The organism is Companilactobacillus kimchii DSM 13961 = JCM 10707 (assembly GCF_001435445.1).
In the GTDB taxonomy this organism is placed as follows: domain Bacteria; phylum Bacillota; class Bacilli; order Lactobacillales; family Lactobacillaceae; genus Companilactobacillus; species Companilactobacillus kimchii.
The window spans coordinates 63875-87398 of sequence record NZ_AZDH01000018.1; the positions used below are offsets into that span (position 1 = coordinate 63875).

General features: G+C 35.7%; 21 protein-coding genes. 15 read left to right on the forward strand and 6 right to left on the reverse strand.

Annotated elements, in window-relative coordinates; all coding sequences use genetic code 11:
- Positions 1–592 precede the first annotated feature (592 nt).
- From FC97_RS09125 to FC97_RS09160, 8 genes are all read left to right on the forward strand, one after another.
- A complete protein-coding gene (locus FC97_RS09125) occupies positions 593–2506 on the forward strand; it encodes an OPT/YSL family transporter (protein WP_054643478.1) in 1914 nt (637 codons plus the stop codon).
- A 16-nt stretch (positions 2507–2522) separates the two neighbouring features.
- Positions 2523–2879 (forward strand): PqqD family peptide modification chaperone, encoded by a 357-nt coding sequence (locus tag FC97_RS09130; RefSeq protein WP_054643477.1) that lies wholly within the window; start codon positions 2523–2525, stop codon positions 2877–2879.
- Between the two features lie 41 nt (positions 2880–2920).
- On the forward strand, positions 2921–4348 hold the full coding sequence (locus tag FC97_RS09135) for a C69 family dipeptidase (RefSeq protein WP_054643476.1): 1428 nt from the start codon (positions 2921–2923) through the stop codon (positions 4346–4348).
- Between the two features lie 461 nt (positions 4349–4809).
- Positions 4810–5481, forward strand: coding sequence for an L-serine ammonia-lyase, iron-sulfur-dependent subunit beta (gene sdaAB, locus FC97_RS09140; protein ID WP_054643475.1), 672 nt, complete (start codon positions 4810–4812; stop codon positions 5479–5481).
- A gap of 11 nt (positions 5482–5492) precedes the next feature.
- Positions 5493–6359 carry an L-serine ammonia-lyase, iron-sulfur-dependent, subunit alpha gene (gene sdaAA, locus FC97_RS09145; RefSeq protein WP_054643474.1) on the forward strand — a complete coding sequence of 289 codons (867 nt, stop codon included), beginning with the start codon at positions 5493–5495 and terminating at the stop codon, positions 6357–6359.
- Between the two features lie 56 nt (positions 6360–6415).
- Positions 6416–6853, forward strand: a complete 438-nt coding sequence (locus FC97_RS09150) for a DUF6978 family protein (protein WP_054643473.1) — start codon at positions 6416–6418, stop codon at positions 6851–6853.
- Between the two features lie 2 nt (positions 6854–6855).
- Complete coding sequence (locus FC97_RS09155) at positions 6856–7617, forward strand: DUF1828 domain-containing protein (RefSeq protein WP_054643472.1); 762 nt, start codon at positions 6856–6858, stop codon at positions 7615–7617.
- Between the two features lie 96 nt (positions 7618–7713).
- A complete protein-coding gene (locus tag FC97_RS09160) occupies positions 7714–9135 on the forward strand; it encodes a C69 family dipeptidase (RefSeq protein ID WP_054643471.1) in 1422 nt (473 codons plus the stop codon).
- Between the two features lie 131 nt (positions 9136–9266).
- Here FC97_RS09160 and FC97_RS09165 read toward each other — a convergent pair whose 3' ends face one another.
- Genes FC97_RS09165 through FC97_RS09180 form a run of 4 tightly spaced genes read right to left on the reverse strand, consistent with a single transcriptional unit; the run spans position 9267 to position 14612 of the window.
- Positions 9267–9890, reverse strand: coding sequence for a GyrI-like domain-containing protein (locus tag FC97_RS09165; RefSeq protein WP_054643470.1), 624 nt, complete (start codon positions 9888–9890; stop codon positions 9267–9269).
- Positions 9891–9935: 45 nt separating this feature from the next.
- Positions 9936–11879: a sucrose-specific PTS transporter subunit IIBC gene (locus FC97_RS09170; protein ID WP_054643469.1), complete on the reverse strand. Its 1944-nt coding sequence runs from the start codon at positions 11877–11879 to the stop codon at positions 9936–9938.
- A complete protein-coding gene (locus tag FC97_RS09175) occupies positions 11872–13548 on the reverse strand; it encodes an alpha-glucosidase (RefSeq protein WP_054643468.1) in 1677 nt (558 codons plus the stop codon). Before FC97_RS09175 ends, FC97_RS09170 begins: the two co-directional genes overlap by 8 nt.
- A 56-nt stretch (positions 13549–13604) precedes the next feature.
- Positions 13605–14612, reverse strand: a complete 1008-nt coding sequence (locus FC97_RS09180) for a LacI family DNA-binding transcriptional regulator (protein WP_056968120.1) — start codon at positions 14610–14612, stop codon at positions 13605–13607.
- A 240-nt stretch (positions 14613–14852) separates the two neighbouring features.
- Between FC97_RS09180 and FC97_RS09185 the strand changes: the two genes are divergently transcribed.
- Complete coding sequence (locus FC97_RS09185; RefSeq protein WP_054643467.1) at positions 14853–15404, forward strand: ClbS/DfsB family four-helix bundle protein; 552 nt, start codon at positions 14853–14855, stop codon at positions 15402–15404.
- Between the two features lie 116 nt (positions 15405–15520).
- Here the strand turns inward: FC97_RS09185 and FC97_RS09190 are convergent, their stop codons facing one another.
- A complete protein-coding gene (locus FC97_RS09190) occupies positions 15521–16630 on the reverse strand; it encodes an SLC13 family permease (RefSeq protein ID WP_056968122.1) in 1110 nt (369 codons plus the stop codon).
- Positions 16631–16820: 190 nt separating this feature from the next.
- Here FC97_RS09190 and FC97_RS13410 point away from each other — a divergent pair, with 190 nt between their 5' ends.
- Together FC97_RS13410 and FC97_RS13415 are read left to right on the forward strand one after the other, a co-directional pair.
- Entirely contained in the window at positions 16821–16973 is a 153-nt protein-coding gene (locus tag FC97_RS13410) for a DUF6095 family protein (protein WP_156314105.1), read from the forward strand.
- 63 nt (positions 16974–17036) lie between these two features.
- Positions 17037–17210: a hypothetical protein gene (locus tag FC97_RS13415; protein WP_156314104.1), complete on the forward strand. Its 174-nt coding sequence runs from the start codon at positions 17037–17039 to the stop codon at positions 17208–17210.
- A 78-nt stretch (positions 17211–17288) separates the two neighbouring features.
- On the opposite strand, the gene FC97_RS09195 is transcribed toward FC97_RS13415, so the two are convergent.
- Positions 17289–18233, reverse strand: a complete 945-nt coding sequence (locus FC97_RS09195; RefSeq protein WP_054643466.1) for a Dyp-type peroxidase — start codon at positions 18231–18233, stop codon at positions 17289–17291.
- 152 nt (positions 18234–18385) lie between these two features.
- Between FC97_RS09195 and FC97_RS09200 the strand changes: the two genes are divergently transcribed.
- The 4 genes from FC97_RS09200 (at position 18386) to FC97_RS09215 (ending at position 23446) form a co-directional block, all read left to right on the forward strand.
- Positions 18386–19375, forward strand: coding sequence for a choloylglycine hydrolase family protein (locus tag FC97_RS09200; RefSeq protein WP_054643465.1), 990 nt, complete (start codon positions 18386–18388; stop codon positions 19373–19375).
- A 257-nt stretch (positions 19376–19632) separates the two neighbouring features.
- Complete coding sequence (locus FC97_RS09205; protein WP_056968124.1) at positions 19633–20361, forward strand: GntR family transcriptional regulator; 729 nt, start codon at positions 19633–19635, stop codon at positions 20359–20361.
- 100 nt (positions 20362–20461) lie between these two features.
- Positions 20462–22813, forward strand: coding sequence for a phosphoketolase family protein (locus FC97_RS09210; protein WP_056968126.1), 2352 nt, complete (start codon positions 20462–20464; stop codon positions 22811–22813).
- 447 nt (positions 22814–23260) lie between these two features.
- Positions 23261–23446, forward strand: coding sequence for a hypothetical protein (locus tag FC97_RS09215; protein WP_025085405.1), 186 nt, complete (start codon positions 23261–23263; stop codon positions 23444–23446).
- Positions 23447–23524 lie beyond the last annotated feature (78 nt).

Genomic DNA, 23524 nt, shown 5'->3' on the forward strand with positions numbered 1-23524 from the left:
TCAAATAATAGATACGTAAAAAGTTATTTTCATGATACTAATTATTAAAGAAAGTACGCTTTAAAATTTGAACAAAGTTTTGTATATATAATGAAATCCTCAAACTAATTAATGGTTAATTAAAGCATAGAGGTACTTTACTCATATTCTTTGAGGAAATAAACATGAAAACGATAGGCCTGAAATTTATGAAAAAAGTTTGTGATAAATATGTATATATTAGTAAAAGACTAATATATGTATATTAAAAATTAAAATTCTTAGACTCTAATTAATAAATAATAAGCAACAAACCTTGTTCTAGATAGGAAAGACAGGTGTTTACTAATTGTGAACACTACCAAAAAGGGTTGATTGTGTTTAAAATATCAATGTGAGTTATGTCACAAAATTCTATTGATTTTTGTAAATGTAACCGTTATCATGAAAATGAATCGATGGAAAAAGAAGGAGGTTAATGATTATAGACGTTGTTAATAAATAAGGGCTATGAAGAACCTTCTATAAATATTTGAATTATCGCAAAAGAGTCAAGGTGTTTTTCCCCAGTAGTTTTGGGATAGCATAAGTTGACTTAAGGGGAGGTATCGAGATGAAAAAGAGTTTATCTCAGTCTGCTTACGGTGGCATATCAGGTGAAAAGTATGTACCGTATGTGACTGATAAAAATAATCACGGTGGCAGCTCAGTTGTTATGATCATGGGTGCCATACTAGCAGTTATTTTTGCCGCTTCAACAGCATATTCAGGTATGAAAGCTGGACTAACCGTTGCAGCGGGTATTCCTGGATCAATTATTGGATCAGGACTTATTGCAGCTTTTGCTAAAAAGAAAGGCATGCTGGGTAAGAATTTACTCCAAGGAATGTCTAGTGGTGGCGAATCAATCGCTAGTGGGATGATTTATGTTCTACCTGCCATCATTATTATTGGTGGTCGTGTCAACTTCATCGCAGGAGTTTTGGTTGGAGCTTTAGCTGTATTGTTTGCAATTGGTACAGCTTCATTAGTTGAAAACTATTTGGTAGTTGAAGAACACGGAAAATTAGTTTATCCAGAATCTATGGCTATTTCTGAAGCTTTGGTTGCTTCCGAAGCCGGTGGGGATTCCTTGAAATTTATGGGAATTGGCTTTGGAATTGGTGGTCTATTGACACTTTTGACAACTCAAGTCTTCGGTTGGGTTAACAGTGTGATCACTTATGTTGGTAATTCTTTCTATCGTTGGAAGATGTCAACTGAAGTAAATCCGATGCTAGCCGGTATTGGTTTTGTTGTAGGACTAGATGTTGCTTTAACGATGTTTGCTGGTTCAATTTTATCTAATTTTGCTATAACGCCGTTAATTGCGAACTTTACTCAAATGGCAACTAACAATGCCAAAGATTGGAACGATGTGACACTTGCCGTAAATCAAATGGGTGTCGATCAAGTTGCTGGTTCTTATTCGAAATATATCGGTGCAGGTATGATGCTCTGTGGTGGTATTGTCGGAGCTGTTAAATTAATTCCAGTTATCGTTACATCTATCAAGAAAACCTTAAATGCTAGAAACAGTGGTAATGATGATCGTAACATGTTAGGTATTTGGTCATTAGTAATTGCTGTTGTTGCAATTCTTGTCGTTGGTTTCTTTATTTCAGGTAACATCGCTATGGCTATTGTTGGTGGAATTCTTTCTATTATTTTGGCATTACTATTCGTTATTGTATCTGCCAGATTAGCCGGAACGATTGGTTGTTCAAATGCACCAGTTTCAGGAATGACAATTGCTTCGTTAGTTATCATGACATTAGTCTTCGTTATCTTCGGGTGGAAGAGTAATGCAGATAACCAGATTCTTTTACTATTTGGTGTCTTCATTGTTACGGCCATTTCTGTTGGTGGTGCTTATATGCAGACTCAAAAAGTTAGTTTCGTCATTGGTGGCAATAAGAATGAAATGATGAAATACTTCATGATTGCCGCTATGATTGGTGTCATCGTGGTTGTTGGTACTACTGTAATTCTTGAACCTCAATTAAAGATTACAGGTTCAAATCCACCATTTGGTATGCCACAAGCTAACTTGATTGCCACTTTGACAACAGGAATCATGTCAGGAAATCTTCCTTGGATCATGATCATTATCGGAGTTGTCATGGCTATTGTTTGTTGGATGTTAGGTTTATCAATCATGACAGTTGCTTTAGGATTCTATCTACCAATTTCAACAACTTCAATTATCCTAGTTGGTGCCTTGATTAAACTATTAATCGATAAGGTAACAAAGGACAAAGAGTTGAAGGACAGACGTATCCAAAGTGGTGTCAGTTTATCATCAGGATTAATTGCCGGTGGTTCAATTATTGGATTGATTGGAATTATCCTACACGTTACAGGAGTACTTGGAGACAAGGCTCCAGCTGGATTTGCTGGTAGTAATGAAATGGGATTGATTTTGTTGGCAGTCCTAGTTGTTGCTATTATCATTCCATTGTTAAATATCAAAAAGGAAACAAAATAAGTAAGGGGCGATGAAAATGTCTAAACGTCCAGAGTTAACTGAAGAAGATTTGAAACACATGGTATTTCAGAAAAATCCTGAAGTAACCTATAAGAGAAAAGCAGGGATTATAACAATTGTTCGGGAACAGAATCATCCGATTCAAAAATTTTTCCGCAAATTACACATGCATATTCCTGAAGAGTCTTATCTAGAAATGGATGAGTATGGCAGCTATGTTTTCACTAAGGTTAATGGACGTCGTAACGCCTATGAAATTGGTAAAGAACTCGCTGAAAGGTTTCCAGATACCGATAAGTATCGTTACACAAGATTGGTTTTATTCTTACAGCAAATTGAGAGTGTCGATCACCTAATAGAACGAGTATCATAATAATTAAATAATCATAATTTTTATTAATGGGGGATATTAAAATGACAGATCGTATTGAATTATCAGCATGTACGTCAATCATGGTTGGTAAGAAAGCTTCAATGGATGGAGCAACTTATATTTCAAGAAATGAAGACCGATTGAATGCTATTTATAGAAAACGTATCATTGTTCAACCAGCTGTTTCTGGACGTGACGAAACTTATGTTTCACCATACAACAAGATGACTGCACCATATCCTACAAGTGGCTATCGTTATACATCAACACTTGATGCTGACCAAAGTACAGGCCCTAACGAAGAGGATGGTTTCAACGAAAAGAACGTTGGTATGAGTGCTACTGAGAGTGTTTATGCTAATGAAAAAGTTTTAGCTTTCGATCCATATGTAAAAAATGGACTAGCTGAAGATTCACTAGCAACCTTAGTTTTGCCATACATTAACTCAGCACGTGATGGAGTTAAATATCTTGGTAGATTAGTTGCTAAATATGGTTCTGCTGAAGGTAATGGACTTCAATTCAACGATAAAGATGAAGTTTGGTACATGGAAGTAGTAACAGGACATCAATGGGTTGCCGTACGTATTCCTGATGACTGCTATGCCGTAGCCGCTAACCAAGTAGCCATTCAAGATATCGACTTCAACGATCCTGACAATTACATGTGGGCCGACGGAATCCAAGAATTTGTTTCAGAACATAATTTGAACCCAGACTTCGATCGTTGGGACTTCAGACATATCTTTGGAACAGATACCGAGAAGGATCATCATTACAACACACCAAGAGTATGGTTTGCACAACGTTATTTGAATCCATCAATTGAACAAGATCCAGAGTCAGCTGAGTTACCATTTATCAGAAAAGCCGAAAAGAAGATTGCTGTTGAAGATATTCAATATCTATTGAAGTCACATTACAACGAAACAAAATACGATCCACTAGGCAGTGGTAGTGAACATGACAAGAAGACATATCGTGCTATTTCACTATCAAGAACAGCAAACTCCCACATTCTTCAAATGAGAGATTCAGACAAGAACGGAGCAGCCGGAGTAGAATGGACAGGCTTTGGAATTCCAAGCTTCTGCCCACAGGTACCATTCTTCACAAATGCCAATGACATTGATGAATCATACAGCTACACACCAGAAAAGATGGATCTAAAGAGTGCATACTGGATGTACGAAGCCTTAGCAATGGTAGTAGAAAGTCACTATAAAGAATTTGTGGAACCAAACTTAGATTATCAAAAAGCTTTGTCAGAATGGGCAAGAAGAAAGATTGCTGCAGTAGATGAAAAAGCAGTCAAGATGACAGGACAGGCATTGACAGATTATCTAACAGAGCAAAACCATGAAATTGTAAAACATTACAATGAAGAGACAATGAAACACCTAGCAGATTTGGTAACACAAGGAACAGAGTTAAGTAAGTTAACATTCAAGATGGATCCAAATCTTTAGAGAGCGGAACAAGGGCGTTTAGCCCACGAGGATTTGCCTAAGTCCTGGAATCGCCCGCGAGTTGTGCGGGCAATTTCAGGACTGTAGCAAACCGGAATGGGTTGCCCTTGTGGAGCTCGTTTCCACTATCAAACATAGAACAATGGTTATAAAAGAAAGAACCAAATCTATAAAAACATAGAACAATGGTTATTCCCAACAAAGCCAACAATCCCGGACAGAACCAAAAAATTCATAACATATCAAAATCCTTCAATCCAAAATAAAAAACAAATCGTAAATATAAAAAAGGCTCTGTAAAAGAATAGTCATTCTATACTAAATAACAAAAAAACGGCAAATGTTGAACCAAACATTTGTCGCTTTTTTTCAGAAAATACAAATCGTAAAAAAATAGTGATGTATTTAACAAATAAAAAATGTAAACTTATAAATAATATAGTTAATCGGGAGTAATTTATATGAAAGAATTACGTTTTAAAAGTGTTTTCGACATAATTGGACCAGTTATGGTAGGACCAAGTAGCTCACATACTGCAGGTGCTGCTAGAATTGGGAAAGTTGTCCATGATATTTTTGGTGAAAAGCCTGATAAAGTAACTATCTACTTATATGAATCCTTTGCCAAAACTTATCGAGGTCATGGAACTGATGTTGCTTTAGTTGGTGGACTTCTAGGTATGGAACCAGATGACAAAAGATTAGCTGATTCCTTGAAAATAGCTTATGAACAAGGAATCAAAGTTGCTTTCGTACCAAAGAGTGAAAAAGTCGATCATCCTAACACTGCCAAAATTAAATTGGTTAAAGGTGATCACGATTTGACCGTGACAGGTGTTTCTATTGGTGGAGGGAATATTCAAATTTCAGAAATCAACGGCTTTAAGATGTCACTTAGTTTGGGAACACCGACTTATATTACAGTGCATCAAGATGTTGCAGGGATGATTGCTAAAGTTACGGATATTTTTTCGAACTTTGATATTAATATCGGAACCATGACGGTTACTCGTGCTTCCAAAGGTGAAAAAGCAATCATGATTATTGAAGTTGATGAACGTCGTCAACGTGATGAAATTTTACAGAAATTATGTGCATTGCCAAATGTTGATAATGCTACATATTTTGAATAGGGGTAACACTGATGTTTTATACAATTAAAGAATTAGTCAAACAAAGTGCTGATTACGATTCTGTCGCTGACCTAATGGTACAAACAGAAATGGAAAATACTGATCGTAGTAAAGAGTTCATCCGTTCAACGATGGAACGTAATTTGGAAGTTATGGAAAATTCCATTAAAGAAGGCATTACTGGTGTTAAATCAGTAACTGGACTAACTGGTGGCGATGCTAAAAAGATGAACGCCTATATTGAAAAAGGAGACTTTTTGAGTGGTGAACCGATTCTGGAAGCTGTTCGAAATGCAGTAGCTGTCAATGAGGTTAATGCCAAAATGGGCTTGATCTGTGCGACACCCACTGCTGGTAGTGCTGGCGTTTTAGCCGGTGTTCTAGTAGCGACTAGAGATCGACTTCATTTAACTCGTGACCAACAAGTTGACTTCCTATTTACTGCTGGAGCTTTTGGCTTAGTGATTGCAAATAATTCATCAATTGCTGGTGCCGAAGGTGGTTGTCAAGCTGAAGTAGGGTCCGCTGCCGCAATGGCTTCAGCAGCTCTAGTCTGTGCTAAAGGTGGGACAGCCCAAATGGCAGCCGAAGCTATTTCCATTACTTTACAAAATATGATGGGCTTGGTTTGTGACCCTGTGGCCGGATTAGTAGAAGTACCCTGCGTTAAACGTAATGCCTTAGGAGCATCTCAAGCAATGATTTCAGCTGATATGGCTTTAGCAGGAATCACAAGTGTTATTCCAACTGATGAAGTAGTTGAAGCTATGCATCAAGTTGGACAAAGGATGCCTTCAATTTTTAAAGAAACCGCTGAAGGTGGTCTAGCAACAACACCAACAGCTTTGAAGTTGAAAAAAGAAATTTTTGGTGAATAAAAAAACGTAATTTATTAAGAGTGTACAAAAATCTACTATATTTTAGGAGTTTACTTGTGGATAGAAATACATATAATAAATTATTTAATCTAGATAAAGTGTTAAATAAGCCTAAAGTGAGATTAGCAAGCGTTAATGAGCAAAAACGCTATCTTGCTCATGGCTTATTTGATATAAGAAAAAAATTTACTATTGTTATGAACTGTAAAGGACATAAGAAAAGAAAATTATCCTTAATGATAAATTCTAGCGATGGGAATATGATGAGATTTGATATTATAGGTAAACCTCACCATGGATACCCAACGCCTCACCTACATATATTTAATGCTGAAAATATTTTTGAGTGCGAGTTTGTTAAAGGAACCGAACTTTCATTTCCGCTCAATGAGATTATAAATAATTCCTTGGACTTTCAGAAGGACTTAGAAGTGTTTTTCATTTATAATAAAATCAAATTAGACAATGTTGTTTTTGTAAAGGAGGGGAAATAATAATGGATTCTTCACTAGTAGACGACTATTTGAATTGGTTAAAGGGACAATATTCTATTGAACAGTTAAATGGTAGTCAGGAAATAGTTACGCCGTTTACCAATTCGATAGGAGATAATATAACCATTTATGTTTCTTCAAACTCCGATGGAAAAATAACTTTGACGGATGATTTTGATACGATTGGCGATTTGGAAATGATGGGAATAAATTTTGATACGATTGTTAGAAAGAAGTATTTAAATAGCATATTAAATACTTATAGTGTGCAATGTGTTAATAAAGAACTTTTTGTTATAGGGGATAAAATAGAATTTCCTGAAATGAAACAACGTTTAATTCAAGCAATAATTCGGATTGATGATTTGTTGATGACCCGTAAAGAGAGTTATACAAATTTTTTTAAATCAGATGTCTATCAATTCTTTGAAAAAAATGATTTTGGTGGATTGAAAACCTATAGGCCTTATGGTGAAAGTGGAAATAACTACGTAGTGGATTATACTATTCCACTAAAAGGTAATCGTCCGTTTAGATTTATCAATTTTACTAATACTTCCTCATTTTCTACAATAGCCATGGCCGGTGCCATGTATGGAGATATTGCCACTGGCTCGGAGTATAATTTAAACAATTCAGAATTTGTTATTATATACAATTCTCAAGTATCACGTCCTAGTCATAAAAGCATTAATATAGCTCAACGATATGATTTAAAATTAATTTCGTGGGAAGATAAGTCCCAAATAATGGCGCTTAAATAGATTTTTAAAGTTGAAAGAGCAAATCTTTCAGCTTTTTTAGTTATTCAGAAGTAAACTATTATATAAGAAAATTTTTTAATGGAAGGAAATTTATTAATGAAAAGACATACACATGCGGCTTGTACTTCAATTATGGTCGGCAAAAAAGCCTCGATTGATGGTTCTAATTATATAGCTCGTAATGAAGATAATTTTGTAGCTAATTGGCCTAAGAAATTTTATGTACAAAAGGCGGTTCAGAATCGCCATGAGACTTACGTTTCACCCTACAATAAGTTGACAGTTGAATTGCCAGAAACTGGATATCGTTATACGACTTCTCCAGATGCAAATCAGGATGAGGGCTATTACGAAGAAGATGGTATCAACGAAAAGAATGTGGGAATGAGCGCAACTGAAAGTGTCACTGCCAACGAAAAAGTTTTGGCCTATGATCCTTTGATTGAAAATGGAGTAGCTGAGGATTCCATGACTACTTTAGTTTTGCCTTACATTGATTCTGCACGTGAAGGTGTTCAATATTTGGGCAATTTGATTGCAAAGTATGGCTCTACCGAGAGTAATGGTGTTGAATTCTTTGATAAAGATGATATTTGGTATATGGAAATTGCTACAGGTCATCATTGGGTTGCTATTCGTATTCCTGATGATTCTTATGCCGTAGCCGCTAATCAAATTGGAATTGAAAAAATTGATTTTTCCGATCCAGAGAATTATATGTGGTCTGAAGGTATTCAAGAGTTTGTCGAAAAGAATAATTTGAATCCTGATTTTGACAGTTGGAATTTCAGACATATTTTTGGAACTGATACTAAAAAGGATCGTCATTACAACACACCGCGTGTTTGGTATGGTCAAAAGATGTTGAATCCATCTATCGAACAAAATCCAGAATCATCTGATTTACCATTCTTGAGAAAACCAGAGAAAAAAATTGCTGTTGAAGATATTCAAGCTATCTTGGCATCACATTATAATGAAACAAAATTTGATCCTTTGGGCAGTGGTAGTGAAGAGGACAAGAAACGTTATCGTGCCATTTGTTTATCAAGAACTATGAATTCACATGTTTTACAAATGCGTGATACCGATAATGGTAATCAGGCAATTGAATGGAAGGGTTTAGGGATGCCTTGCTTCAGTGCTTATGTACCATTCTTTACTAATGCCAATGCAATCGATGAATCATACAGTTTTGTACCAGAAAAAATGAACTTGGATAGTGCTTATTGGTTGTACACAGCCTTGGAGTTTGTTGTGGAAAGTCACTATCAAGAATTTGTTGAACCAAATTTGGATTATCAAAAAGAATTAGCTCAATGGGCGCGTCAAAAGATAGCAGAAGTAGATAAGGAATCTCAGAAACTTTCAGGAACAGCTTTAAACGACTATCTGACCGACCAGAATAAAGTCATTGCTAAACACTTTAATGAGGTTACTAGAGCCCATTTGGCCGATTTAGTTACACGAGGGACAGAGTTAAGTAAGTTAACATTTAAGATGGATCCAAATCTTTAGAGAGCGGAACCGGAATGGGTTACCCTTGTGTAGCTCGTTTCTACAATAGAAATTGGCAATAACAACAAAACAGTCCAGTGCGATAAACCATATTAATGGTCAGCGTACTGGGCTGTTTTTGAATGAAAATCTTATTTGACTTGATAACGTAAAATAGTTTTTCGTTTGTCAGGTGCTACACGTCGAGCATCTGACAAATAGATTTCACGGTGAATTTTAGATGCACGTTGCTTATTTTGTTCAGAAACGAACTGATCAATTTTTTCAAAACTAGCAGGTTCATCATCATAGCTACCTACATGTAAAATTTGAGCTATTTCTAATGCAGGATAGGTTTTGATTTCCAATTTATCTATCTCTGAAGGATTCTTCTTTTCTTTAACGTTTTGTAAAGCAACAGAAATCACGTCGTCCGGTACAAAATTGGGAATACGAATCATAATGTCATAACTGAATTCATTTTTGTCTAAGTGGTCTAATTGCTGTCCTTTAGCGGTTAAGGACCAAACACCTTCCAGTGGGAAAACTACGTAATCATCAAACTCTAAATTTTTATCGACAGCATATTTTCTATAGGCGGATTTGATTCCATAAGCTACGGGATATAATGTCTGAATTTTCTTACTGAATTCAGAGCCGTTGGGATCACCTATACCGTGAAGAGAAGTGAACTTCTGACTTTGAATTGATAAAATTTGAGGATTTCTTTTGGTTGAATATAATTCTTTTTCTTGTTTGCGCCACTCGTATTTCATGACAGGATAGCCTCCGGAGTACTGTTTAAACTGTATTTTATACTTTTATCCTTGAGTAGCCAATGGTGCTTTTGAGGTTTCTGTTTGTTGCTGTAGGGCAATCAAAGCAGAACCGCTACTGATAGTTTCGTCTGGTTCGGATTCGATACGGAAGTAGTCTTTACTATTGGTAATAATGACCATGACAGTATCATCAAGACCGTTATCTTGAATAACCTTAGGATCGAAGGTACCTAGTAGATCACCTTTAGCGACTTCTTGATTCATTTTAACGGCAGTAGTGAAACCTTTACCGTTTAAGGAGACTGTATCAATACCAATGTGAACTAATATTTCAATACCATTGTCGGTTGTTAATCCATAAGCGTGACCAGTATCGGCTACAACATTTAATTTACCTGATTGAGGAGCGTAAATATTAACTTTTCCAGTTGTACTTGGTTTGATGGCAATTCCTTCACCCATCATTTTGGATGAGAAAACAGGATCATTAACAGTCTTTAAATCAGCAGTTTGACCATCAATAGGTGCATAAACGGTATTGTCTTGAATAGGATCTTTGTCTTTAGTATCGGCTACTAAGATTTCTTTTGGAATGGCAAACATGTTGGTAGCAACGAAGGCCACTACAACAGTCAATAGAGAAACGATTGTATAAATAATTAAGTCACGAGCATTGTAAATGTACATTAGATAAGAAGGTACAACAGCTAATCCATAAGAGTTGGCAGCTACTTTGAATATACTAAGAATGGCCGCACCAAAACCACTAGTAAGGACCGTGACAATCAATGGTCTGAAGTTGTATCTAATAAGAATACCAAAAAGCGTTGGTTCAGAAACACCGAATAGTTGTGATGAGAAAGCTCCAACAAAGGTTGCCTTAGCTTTTTTAGATTTGGTTCTCATAATCATAGCCAAAGCGACACCCACGTTGGCAAAACCGTACATAGCTTCCAAAACGATTAGTGGATTCAAATGAGTGGCGGCTAGAAGTGATGTTTCGATAGCAATCATCATTTGATGAATACCAACTAAAACCATTAGTGGATAAGCGGCACCAATTAAGAAACCACCAATACCGAATGGTAAATTGATGACACCTTCGACACCGGCAACCATAAGATTTTCAATCCAATGAACAATAGGTCCAACGCCAAGAATCATGATACCGAAAGTTAAAAGCATGGTTAAGAAGGGCGTGATAATCTGATCTAATACATTAGGAACATGTTTGTGGAAATAATTTTCCATTTTAGCACCAATGAAACCAGCAACTAAAGCCGTTAGAACAGATCCTTGACTACCGATAACGGGAATATGACCAAAAAGCATGATAGCTTTAGCAGAACCACCAGCAACATCATAGGCATTAGGTAGACTAGGTGAAACAAGCATTAATCCAATAACGATACCAATGATGGGGGTTCCCTTGAAATATCTAAAAGTGGACCAAACAATTAAAGCTGGTAAAAATGAGAAAACAGTTCCGGTTAAAACTGATATTACAGTGTTGACATTAGTGGGAATATCAGACGGAACAGCACCGAATAATTTTAGAACTTGTGCATTAGTGAAGGCACTTTGAAGACCTAAGAAAAGACCAGTTGCGGCAATAACTGGAATGATAGGGATGAAGATACCAGATAACATTGCCATGAATCTTTGCAATTTAGTTTTATTGGAATTATCGTCATTTTCCGTAGTATTGACGTCATCTTTTCCATAAATAGCATTAACAGTACCTAATTTATCAATTGCAGCATAAACATCGTTAACTAGACCAGTACCGATAATAACTTGATATTGACCTGAGCCAAAGAAGACACCTTTGACGAGATCGAGATTTTCAATTTTTTTATCATCAATTTGTTTACGATTTTTAACCACAAAGCGTAATCTTGTTTGGCAATGTGTCACGGACTCAATGTTGTCAACGCCGACGAGATTAACAATTTGTTGTGCTAGTTTACTATAATCTTTAGCCATGGTTTTTCACCTCAATGAGAATTGCTTGATAAGGAAGCAATTCCTCTGATTTTGAATCTGAATAATTGTTTAAGAGAACTTTACCTTGGGGAAGCTGAATTTGCGTAACTTGAGAACTAAGATTGACGAATACTTGTGCATGTTGACCACGTTGATAGGCAATAACAGTTGAAGTGGAGTTCTTGATTGGAAGGAAGTCACCATTCAATAGGTCATCTTTAAGTGATGAGGTCTGTCTGATTTTGATCATTTCACGATAAAAATTTAAAATTGAATCTTCATCTTTATCTTCAGTTTGCCAATTTATTTGTGGATCATGTTTGCTTAAACCAATCCAAGTTTTGTGACTGGTATTGAAGCCATCATTGATTTCATTACTCCAAGGATATGGCAGACGGGCATTGTCACGAGAACGATCATTGACAAATTTGAGTGCTTCCTTGGTACTGAAGCCTTCCTCAATGGCCCGATAATAGTTATCAGGACTAGAGATGTCGTTGAATTGTTCAATGGAAGTTCTTCGTGCATTTTGAACGCCTAATTCTTGTCCTTGGTAGATGAAAGGACAACCTCTGAGAAAGAAGAAAAGCATTGCTAGAGCTTTGGCACCAATCTTATTACGATAGTTGGGATCCTTAATATATTTACTGATACTACGCGGTTGGTCATGGTTCTCTAAGAAATTAGCACCCCAGCCGTACTTTTGAATGGCTAACTGACTCTTAATAATTGCGTTATTTAATTCCTGAGTAGTCCAGTTAGTTTGGTGATACCACTCTGAGCCGGAACGGACATCAATGTCAGCATAATGAAAATCAAAGATCATTGAAAAATAACCTTTTTTACCAATAAACTTATCTAATTGATTATATTGAACACCACTAGCTTCACCAATTGTTACGGCATTAGCTGGCTTAAAGGTATGTTGATTCAACTCATTTAGAAAAACATCAATACCGGGACGGTTTTCGGCCTTACGCTTAACTTTACCTAGTCCATCATTACCATCGGGTGTAATTGAAGCAAAATCTTGATCCTTTTTGATGAAGGTGATGGCATCAATTCTAAAACCGGCGATGCCTTTTTTTAGCCACCAATTGATCATGTCGTAAAGCGCAAAACGTAATTCTTTATTTTCCCAGTTTAAGTCAGGCTGTTGTTTTGAAAAAACGTGATGGTAGTAAAGATTAGTTTCACCAGGAACCAATGTCCAAGAGGAACCTTTTCCAAAATTGGAACGCCAGTTATTAGGTGGTAAATTATTTTTACTTTCTTTGAAAATATAAAACTTACGGTAGGGACTATCAGGATTCTTAATGGCATTCTGAAACCAATAATGTTGGTCAGAAGTATGGTTGAGCACTAAATCCATAATGATTTTGATGTTCAAATCTTTAGCTTTTTGAATTAGTTCATCTAAATCCTTCATAGTTCCAAACATTGGATTGACGGCTCTGTAATCTGAAATATCATAACCATTATCGACCATCGGTGACTGATAAACAGGCGATAACCAAATGGTTGTTATTCCCAGAGAGTGAATTTTGGGTAATTCTTGAATGATACCACGAATATCCCCGATGCCATCGTTATTTGAATCTTTGAATGAGGCAGGATAAATTTGGTAAAAAATTTCTTTCTTCCACCAATTATCATTTGTTGATAACATAAATAATTTCTCCATTTTTTAGTGGAATCGATTCCACATTAGTTATAAAAAAATGCCTAGGCACTTTTCCGAATTATCAATTTCAATTTTAAATCTTCATTAGTAATATTTTCAGGAACATCTTGACCAGTTAAACTTCTCAAGAGAATATTAACGGCTTTATTAGCCATGGCGCTGATTGGCTGTCTAATAGTTGTTAGGGGAACGGCCGCGAAACGAGCAAACGGTTGATCATCATAACCCATAACTGCAATATCTTTTGGGACCGAGATATTATTTTTTTGTAGTTCATCAATTAAACCGATTGCAACTTCATCTGAATTAGTAAAGATGGCATCTGGTAAAGTATTTTTAGAATTCTTAATGAGATTACGTGCGATTTCTTGTCCATCGGCAGCAGTATGCTTTTGAGAAAAAATCCAATCGGGATTGATAGAGAGTTGATGTTGCTTAGCAAAGTCTTGAAAAGCTTTAGTTCGAGAATATCCATGGCTCTTAACGTCATAGTTACCACCAGTGATGTAAACAAAATGGTGATTTCCTTGATTGAAGAGGTAGTTCAGAGCATCAAATGTTGCCTGATAATGGTTAAGGGTAACAGATTGAATATCCTGGTATTTATTTTCTTCATTTAATAAAATCACTTTCTGTGGATAGGCCTGTGCAAAAGAACGAACCAGCTCATGATTTTCCACAGAGGCAAGGATGACACCATCAACTTGATGGTTTTTTAATTGATCCAAAAAACGTTGTTCGGCAGCTGAATCGTCATGTGTTTGTGAGACCAAAACTTGATAACCGTACAGATTGAGTTTTCTTTCAATCGCATCAAATAGTTCAGCAAAGAAAGGATTAGCCAATCTTGAAACAAGTACACCAATATTTTTGGTTGATTGAGAACGTAATTGAGTAGCGATAGCACTGGGCGTGTAATCTAGTTCGTCAATTGCGGCCTGAATTTTTTTACGTTTATCTTCAGAAACATAAGGGTGATCGTTGAGGTAACGAGAAACTGTTCCTACACCGACACCAGCTTTTTTTGCGATTTCTTTAATAGTTGCCATTTATATCTATCCTTCGTTTAATGGAATCGATTCCATGTATTAATTTAACAGAAAAAATTAAAATGTCAAGCGCTTTCAATTATGAGAATAATCATGAAATTTTTGTATAACTTATTAATATAACACAATTAAAACGCTTTCTCACTATTTTTTTGCTACATCATGAGCTTTTTTTACCCAAAGTGACAATTTCAGGCCTATAATAGAAGTTGGGATGTTTTCGTTTGAGAATCAAGATCAATGAAAGGTAGCGAAGGTATGCAGGTATATAAAAATTCCGCAGAACTAATAGACCAAATTAAAGAGAGTTATCATAAGTTCATTGATGAATATGAGGGTATAACAGATGATGTTGCCGATGAAAGAATTGAGCAAGTGGACAAGACTCCACGTGAAATGCTCTCATATCAAGTCGGATGGATTAATATGATTTTGTCATGGGAAAAAACTGAAGCTGGTGGGGAAAAGATCACTACTCCAACTCCTGGATACAAGTGGGATCAAATGCGTGAGCTTTACCATGATTTTAATATCAAGTATGGTTCAGATGGCATAGCTAATGAGAAAGAAGAATTAAGCAGCACTGTAGATGAACTTATTTCATGGGTCGATAAGATGTCACATGATGAATTGTTCAAACCAGGCGAACGCAAGTGGGCTACGACTAAAGCAATGTGGCCTGTTGCTAAGTGGATCAGAATCAATGCTGTTTCGCCATTCAATAATTACAGTCGCCAAGTTAGAAAATGGAAGAACTTTAATTTAAGAGATAAGAGTACTGTTAATTCATAATTAGAAAAAGTCCATATTGACTAGTTTTTGTATAGTTGATATGGACTTTTTTTGCTAAGTATTTCGTTCTCAATAGCAAGTAAAGATAATAAAAAAGCCATCCACTTGAATGACTTTTACAATCCGAAATCTATTAGGAAATAACCAATTGTTCCAATAATTATTAACATAGCAAAGTTGATAATTGTGAAATACATTAAGTACTTTCCTGGATTTTTCTTAAAGAAAAATCGATATTGTTTGAAAGCCAACAAGTTAGCCAATGAACCGACGACAGTACCAAGGCCACCAATATTCGTACCCAAGAAGATAGCATGGACGAATTTGGAGAACTTGGAAACTAAGATTGTGGTTGGCACGTTACTAATGAATTGACTAGTAATGATTGAAGTTAAATATGTGCTTGTTCTTGTTTGCAAAAATTGATGCAAATTATTAACAATTGCTGGCTCACGGTTGATATTACCAACGGCAATAAAGAAACACATGAAGATCAAGACAATCGAGTAATCAACCGATTCAAGAATATGAGGGTTGATAAAGATGACTAACAATATTGCGGCAATCAAAGAACCCCACATAGGAATTACTGAAAAAATTCCCAAAAAAATAATCACTGTGACAGCGACCGTCAAAGTTAAACTTGGAATGTTTAATTCAACAGCAGGCAACTCGGTTAATTCGATTGGATCTTTGGCAAAGAAACGAGTTGAAAGAAAAATTGCTAGGAAAGTGACAATCGTTATCGGTGTGGACATGATAAAGAATTGTTTAATTCCTAGGTTAAAATGTGTCAGCAGGAATAAATTATGAGTGTTACCAAATGGTGTAAACATACTACCAAGATTAGCGGCCATAGTAATAATTATAACCGGGAAAATTGGATTTACTTTGATATGCTTAGATAGTTGGTAAAATAAAGGAACTAAGGTTAAAATTGTAACATCATTAGTTAAGAACATAGCTCCAAAGAATGCTAAAGAGGCTAACATGAATATCATCTGACGTGTAGTTTTCGCTTTATGCGTCATATACGCGGCATAATATTTTAGAAAGTCCAAATAGTCATAAATTTGGATTATAATCATCATAGATAATAGTGAAGCAAGTGTCTTCCAATTAATATCCATCAATTGTGGTGGACTAATAAAGATCGATGTTAGAATTGCTGCTGCCCCAGCTATCCATAGCACCTTATCTGAAAATACACGTTTTAATACAGCCATTTATGTTTTCCCCTACAAAAAAGAAGTACCCTATCTAGTATAAAGATAAAAGTAGAGTTAAAAAAGATAATTATGTAAAATTCGGCGAAATATTTTTGAAAAGTTAAATAATATAAAAATTATTCACATGAAAAGCATAATATATCATAACCTAAGTATACTAAATATCAATTATAAGGAGTGTTAATATATGCAAATAATTTTATCAATCTTACTATTCATTGTGGGGATTGCTGTTATGGCAGTTTCTTTCAAGGCAAAAAAAGAAGTAGTTTATTATGCACTCCTTGCTGTTGGCCTGATTTTGTTCTTCGCCGGCATTCATGTTATCTTTCCAAAATAAATAATGCCAAGTGGACATGAGACTGATATAATCTAGTCGTATCAAATAGGGGAGGCAATTTCCATGATACTAAAAAAGACAGCACTTCTGGTTTTAGTTTCAATTATGCTTAGTGTGATTGAAATGACCGTTGATCCAGCATTTATTTTGGGTAGAGTATCCTTAGTATTTTCGGGATCGTTGATGTTTTTACTATCATTGCTATTTGTTAGACGTTTGTGGAAGTATACAAACTAAATGAGGTCAAAAAAGGAATCATTTCCAAATGGATGGAAATGATTCCTTTTTTGTTTCATAAATGTTTCACAGGGAACACTAATAATCCCCGTCAGCAATTTTTTCTAAAGTAGTCTTAGATGGGATGAAGAATAAATTACCAGTGATCGGAGTACTGAAATCTAATAAACGGTCACTCTTAGTAAACATATTAGTTAACATACGATTAGTAATTGCAAAATCTTTGGAATAGCCAATGAAGTAGGTACCAGTTACATCTTTAGCTGGATCTGAGAATGGTACATTCATTCTGACAATCTTATGTTCGACGCCACCTTCTTCATCTTTAGAAACGACGTTGTGAGCATTAGGTAACTTTTCTTCATCAGTTAGTTCACGATCAGAGAATTTGTGACGACCAATAGCCTTTTCTTGATCTTCAGTCTTTAACTTTTTCCAAGCATCCATATTGTGGATATATTTTTGAGCAAAAGCGTATGAACCGTTAACAAATTCAGAATCTTGTTCTTCATCAATTAAAGTGTAATCCATTGATTCGATACCAGCAGGGTTTTCGGTTCCATCAATAAAACCAACAATCGAACGACCTTCCATATATCTAAAACCATGAGTTTCATCTTCGACAGTTGTAATAGGACGTAAGATTTCCATGAATTGGTCCATTAATTCATAACATACGGCCATTTTTTTAGAGCGGATATGAATGAATAAATCACCAGGTGTTGAAACAGCTGTATATTTAGGTCCTTTGATTTCTTTAAAGTTTTCTAATTCTTTTGGCTTTGGAGCATTTGGGAAAAGATAATCCCATGCATCTGATCCAAATCCCCAAGCAATATGTGCTTGAGCTTCGGGGTCACGAATTCGCATACTGTTGATAATTGAATTAGACATATCGGAGAATTCAGCAATAGCATCACGGCTAGCCTCTAAATCGTCACGCTTCAACATCAATGTTGTAAAAATAACACTTTCCCCGGCGTCTTTGTACACGTCTTGGGCTTTTTTAATATCTACAGTCATGAATCTACCTCCAGAAAATCTGTTTATACAGTCAGCTTATCATATTATTCAAAAAGTGGTTATTATTAAAATTCATAAAATAAAATTCTTGATAATGTTAAAAATTAAGATAATAATAATTTTAATAAGGTCTTTGAAAGGAAGAACAATATATGTGTACTAGTCTCAGTCTTGAAGCTTTAGATGGCTCAAAATTTTTAGCCAGAACAATGGATTTTGCCTTTGAATTAAATGGTCGTCCAACATTTTTACCGGAAAATTATCAATGGGTTTCTTCATATGATAAGAAGGAATATAACAGTAAATACGCTGTCATGGGAACAGGTGCTAAGTATGGCGCTAATTACATGGTGGCTGATGGTTTCAATGAATACGGTTTGTCAGCCGCTGAATTGTATTTTGCCAATGCTGCTAAATATGACAAAGAACCTGTTGAAGGTGAAATGAATCTGGTTGCTGAAGAATTTATCCTCTGGGCTTTGGGTAATAATAAATCAATTGAAGATTTGAAAGAGAATCTCAAACAAGTTCATTTAATCGAATCAGATCGTGGTGTTATGAAACAGAATCAACCATTGCACTGGATTTTTAGTGACGCCACAGGTGCTACTTACATCCTTGAACCAGAAGGGAATGGTCTAATTCTTCAAGAAGATAAAGTTGGAGTTATGACTAATACACCAGACTACAATTGGCATAAGACTAACTTGGCTAATTATTTAGGCGCTCAAACAACTAACTTTTCTGCTAAGACATTTGGTGACCAAGAAGTTATTCCATTAGGTCAAAATGGTACTTTCAGATTGCCTGGTGGCTATACTGCTGTTGATAGATTTGTTAGAACAGCTTTCATGCGTCAAAATACGGAAACACCTAAGGACAGTCATCAAGCTGTTAATACCATCTTGCATATGCTTGATAGTGTAACAATTCCTCGTGGCGTTAATATCAAGGCCAATGGTGAATCAAGTTATACTCAATATCAAACAGCATTAGACTTAACTAACAAGATCATGTACTTTGTTCCCTATGGTAATCGAAAGGTTTATGCTACTAAGATGACTGATGACTTGATTAAAAATCAAAAAGAACCAAAAGAATTTCCAGTTAACTTAGATCAAGAATTTGAAGTATTGAATTAGTAGATAGATTATAAAGTTGAGAATATACTCCTAACTAAAAGAGTGTTCATATCAATCGATATTATATTGATTGATATGAACACTCTTTTTATTAATATTAACAATCATATTCTAGCAATATCGGAAAGTAAGAAAGAAAATAAGAGACCAATATTTTTCTGGTATGTAAATGAAACTGATTATAAGGTATACTGAACCCGAAAGATAGTTACCATGTATAAAATTGGGCCGCTCCAATTTATGAAACGAGGAAAATTATGGCAGATTTAGTTTATCAAAAAATTATTACATCTTTAAAGAAGTCAATTGATGACGGTGAATACTCCGATATGCGCCTACCAGATGAACGTTCTCTTGCAGAAAGCTATAGCGTCAGTCGAAGTTCTATCAAACGTGCTTTAGGATTAATGGCTGATCAAGGAATTATTTTTAAAAAGCGTGGCTCTGGTACTTTTGTTAATCCCTTATATTTGAAACAAGGTTCGTCGTTCAGCTATAGTGGTAAGAATTTGGGTATCACTGATAGTTTCAATGCAAACGGACAAAAGCCAGGGGTAAAGGTACTAAAATTCGATGTTGTTCATCCTGATAAGGACTTACAAGACAATTTGTTTTTAAAGCCAAGTGAATTTGTTTATTCATTCGAACGTTTACGTTTCCTAGACGATGTTCCATTCATGATCGAAACGGGTTATATCCCTATTAAATTAGCTCCTGAATTATCTGAGCAAATTGCTTCCGAATCTATCTTTAATTATGTAGAGTCTGAGTTGGGAAAAGAAGTTAATAAAACTTACTTAACAATTTCGGCGCAACCATCTGATGAAGAAGGGAAGGAATTGTTGAATTTATCCGCTAATGAACCCGTGGGGCTCATGGAAGGTATTTTCTTCCTAGATGATGGAACTCCATTCGAATTCTCAACAATGAAGCTTCATTATAAATATTTTAAGTATGATTCATTTGTTGATCTAGGTAATAAGTAAGCATTTTCAATAATTGGGTCGAACCAATTATAAAAGTGGTTGACTTTTGTTCAAAAACTAGTTATGATTACATTGTAAAAACTTAAGGAGTGTGCTGGTAATGACTGATTACTCATCAAAAGAATATTTAAGTTTAGTTGATAAATATTGGCGTGCAGCCAACTATGTTTCTGTTGGACAATTATATTTAAAAGATAATCCTTTATTAAGACGTGAATTAAAAGCTAGTGATGTTAAGGTTCATCCAATTGGACATTGGGGAACTATTGCTGGTCAAAACTTTATTTATGCTCATTTGAACCGTGCTATTAACAAGTACGGACTAAAAATGTTTTATATTGAAGGCCCAGGCCATGGTGGGCAAGTTATGGTTTCCAACTCATATTTGGATGGAAGCTATACTGAAACTTATCCTGAAATCACAGAAGATACTAAGGGTATGCAAAAGCTCTTCAAGCAATTCTCATTCCCAGGTGGTGTTGCATCTCATGCTGCTCCTGAGACACCAGGATCAATGCATGAAGGTGGAGAATTAGGTTATTCTCTATCACACGGTGTTGGTGCAATTCTTGATAACCCTGACGAAATCGCTGCAGTAGTTATTGGTGATGGTGAATCTGAAACTGGCCCATTGGCTGCTTCATGGTTCTCAAATGTCTTCATTAACCCTGTTGATGATGGTGCTGTTTTACCAATCTTGAATCTAAATGGTTTCAAGATTTCTAACCCAACAATCTTGTCACGTAAGAGTGATGAAGATCTAACTAAGTACTTTGAAGGTATGGGTTGGGATCCAATGTTCGTTGAAGGAACAGATCCTCAAAAGATGCATCCAGAGATGGCTAAGACTGTTGATGCTGCTATCGAAAAGATCAAGAGCATCCAAGAAGAAGCTAGAAAACATCCAGCTTCAGAAGCTAAGATGCCTAAGTGGCCTGTTATCATCTTCCGTGCACCTAAGGGCTGGACTGGTCCAAAGACATGGGATGGCGAACCTATTGAAGGTTCATTCAGAGCTCACCAAATTCCAATTCCTGTTGACCAAAATGATATGCAACATGCAGACAAATTGGTTGAATGGTTGGAATCATACAAACCAGATGAACTATTTGATGAAAATGGTACTTTGAAGTCAGACATCGCCGCTATTACTCCTAAGGGTCAAAGCAGAATGGCTATGAACCCAATCGTTAATGGTGGGGTTGATCCAAAACCTCTTAAACTACCAGACTACAAGAATTACGCTTTGAACTTTGACAAGCGTGGTGCAACAAATGCTCAAGATATGATTGAATTAGGTAAATACTTGAATGGCGTTATCAAGAATAACCCTGATAACTTCAGACTATTTGGACCTGATGAAACAATGTCTAACCGTTTGTATGGTGCATTCGAAGCAAGTCCTCGTCAATGGATGGAACCTGTTCATGAACCTAACGATCAATACGAAGCACCAGCTGGTCGTATTATTGATTCACAACTTTCAGAACATCAAGCTGAAGGATTTAATGAAGGTTATACTTTGACAGGTCGTCATGGTATGTTCGCAAGTTACGAAGCCTTCTTAAGAGTTGTCGACTCAATGTTGACACAACACTTCAAGTGGTTAAGAAAAGCTAACGAATTGAGTTGGAGAAATAAATATCCTTCACTAAACGTTATTGCTACATCAACTGCTTTCCAACAAGACCATAATGGTTACACTCACCAAGACCCAGGTATCATTACTCACTTGGCTGAAAAGAAACCAGAATACATCCGTGAATACTTCCCAGCTGACACAAACTCATTGCTTGCTGTTATGCCTAAGATTTTGGATGATCAAGAAAAGATCAACTTATTGGTAACTTCAAAACAACCAAGACCTCAATTCTACTCAATTGAGGAAGGTGAAGAGTTGGCTGATAAGGGACTGAAGGTTATTGACTGGGCATCAAATGACAACGGTGATCCTGATATCGTTATCGCTTCTGCTGGTACAGAACCTAACCTTGAATCATTAGCTGCTATCAGTATTCTAAGAAAAGAAAAACCAGAAATTAAGATCAGATATGTCAACGTTGTTGATCTATTGAAGTTGAGATCACCAAGAGTAGACCCTCGTGGTTTAACTGATGAACAATTCAATTCAATCTTCACAGTTGACAAGCCAGTCTTGTTTGCCTTCCATGGTTTCGAAGACATCATTAAAGATATCTTCTTTGACCGTGCAAATCATAATCTATACGTTCATGGCTACCGTGAAAATGGTGATATCACGACACCATTCGACATGCGTGTTGTTAATGAGATGGATAGATTCCACTTAGCTGAAGAAGCTGCTGTTGCTGTACAAGGCGACGGTGCTAGCGACTTTGCTGATGAAATGGAAGCTATTGTTGATAAACACAACAAGTACATCCGTGAATACGGTGATGATTTACCAGAAGTACAAAACTGGACTTGGGAATAAAATATTTAATTCTTGAGTATTAAGAAAAATAGAACTAGGTAATCGTATTTTGATTGCCTAGTTCTATTTTTTTTTGAAGAATTATGAATGAAATTAAAAAAGCTATAAGTTAATCATAATAAGTAAGTGTTCACTAATAATTAACAACTGTTTGTAAAGACCGTCACACCAACACTTATAGGATAAATAAATTTAAAAATAATTGAATAAGTTTAATTTTAATATTCGAAAGAAAATATCTTAGAAAACTTTGATTGTTTTCTGAAATCCTAGCTGGAGTAGAGGTCTAGCCTTAATTTTTTCTAAGATAATAATATGGTTTATTAGAAAGAAAAGCAGAACTTTGAAAACGGCTGTAAGTACTGATTTAATGGGTTGTAAATCACTTTTTACCATGATACTATCATCTATGGAAAAAAGAGAAAGAACACTTAAGGGGTGGATATTATGACAACAAGAAACGTAAAATTCATGAAAGTTGCACTAATGGCGGTAGTGGCCATGTTATTAATGATTTTATTCGTTTTACAAAGCCGATACTCCATTCCAGTTGCTGGTTTAGCACTAATTGCTTTAGCAGTATACTCAGAAGATAGAATTTCAAAACATCACACATTCAAATATACTATTTAATCAAATAGTACTAGTAAGTTAAGGAAGTCCAATGGGCTTCCTTTTTTGTTGTCTTGAAAAAACTCACTATTGTATAAA

What these genes read in the sequence shown, in the direction of transcription:
- FC97_RS09125 (WP_054643478.1), top strand. Translation starts at nt 593, where the DNA reads ATGAAAAAGAGTTTATCTCAGTCTGCTTACGGTGGCATATCAGGTGAA.
- FC97_RS09130 (WP_054643477.1), top strand. Translation starts at nt 2,523, where the DNA reads ATGTCTAAACGTCCAGAGTTAACTGAAGAAGATTTGAAACACATGGTA.
- FC97_RS09135 (WP_054643476.1), top strand. Translation starts at nt 2,921, where the DNA reads ATGACAGATCGTATTGAATTATCAGCATGTACGTCAATCATGGTTGGT.
- sdaAB (WP_054643475.1), top strand. Translation starts at nt 4,810, where the DNA reads ATGAAAGAATTACGTTTTAAAAGTGTTTTCGACATAATTGGACCAGTT.
- sdaAA (WP_054643474.1), top strand. Translation starts at nt 5,493, where the DNA reads ATGTTTTATACAATTAAAGAATTAGTCAAACAAAGTGCTGATTACGAT.
- FC97_RS09155 (WP_054643472.1), top strand. Translation starts at nt 6,856, where the DNA reads ATGGATTCTTCACTAGTAGACGACTATTTGAATTGGTTAAAGGGACAA.
- FC97_RS09160 (WP_054643471.1), top strand. Translation starts at nt 7,714, where the DNA reads ATGAAAAGACATACACATGCGGCTTGTACTTCAATTATGGTCGGCAAA.
- FC97_RS09165 (WP_054643470.1), bottom strand. Translation starts at nt 9,890, where the DNA reads ATGAAATACGAGTGGCGCAAACAAGAAAAAGAATTATATTCAACCAAA.
- FC97_RS09170 (WP_054643469.1), bottom strand. Translation starts at nt 11,879, where the DNA reads ATGGCTAAAGATTATAGTAAACTAGCACAACAAATTGTTAATCTCGTC.
- FC97_RS09175 (WP_054643468.1), bottom strand. Translation starts at nt 13,548, where the DNA reads ATGTTATCAACAAATGATAATTGGTGGAAGAAAGAAATTTTTTACCAA.
- FC97_RS09180 (WP_056968120.1), bottom strand. Translation starts at nt 14,612, where the DNA reads ATGGCAACTATTAAAGAAATCGCAAAAAAAGCTGGTGTCGGTGTAGGA.
- FC97_RS09185 (WP_054643467.1), top strand. Translation starts at nt 14,853, where the DNA reads ATGAAAGGTAGCGAAGGTATGCAGGTATATAAAAATTCCGCAGAACTA.
- FC97_RS09190 (WP_056968122.1), bottom strand. Translation starts at nt 16,630, where the DNA reads ATGGCTGTATTAAAACGTGTATTTTCAGATAAGGTGCTATGGATAGCT.
- FC97_RS13410 (WP_156314105.1), top strand. Translation starts at nt 16,821, where the DNA reads ATGCAAATAATTTTATCAATCTTACTATTCATTGTGGGGATTGCTGTT.
- FC97_RS13415 (WP_156314104.1), top strand. Translation starts at nt 17,037, where the DNA reads ATGATACTAAAAAAGACAGCACTTCTGGTTTTAGTTTCAATTATGCTT.
- FC97_RS09195 (WP_054643466.1), bottom strand. Translation starts at nt 18,233, where the DNA reads ATGACTGTAGATATTAAAAAAGCCCAAGACGTGTACAAAGACGCCGGG.
- FC97_RS09200 (WP_054643465.1), top strand. Translation starts at nt 18,386, where the DNA reads ATGTGTACTAGTCTCAGTCTTGAAGCTTTAGATGGCTCAAAATTTTTA.
- FC97_RS09205 (WP_056968124.1), top strand. Translation starts at nt 19,633, where the DNA reads ATGGCAGATTTAGTTTATCAAAAAATTATTACATCTTTAAAGAAGTCA.
- FC97_RS09210 (WP_056968126.1), top strand. Translation starts at nt 20,462, where the DNA reads ATGACTGATTACTCATCAAAAGAATATTTAAGTTTAGTTGATAAATAT.
- FC97_RS09215 (WP_025085405.1), top strand. Translation starts at nt 23,261, where the DNA reads ATGACAACAAGAAACGTAAAATTCATGAAAGTTGCACTAATGGCGGTA.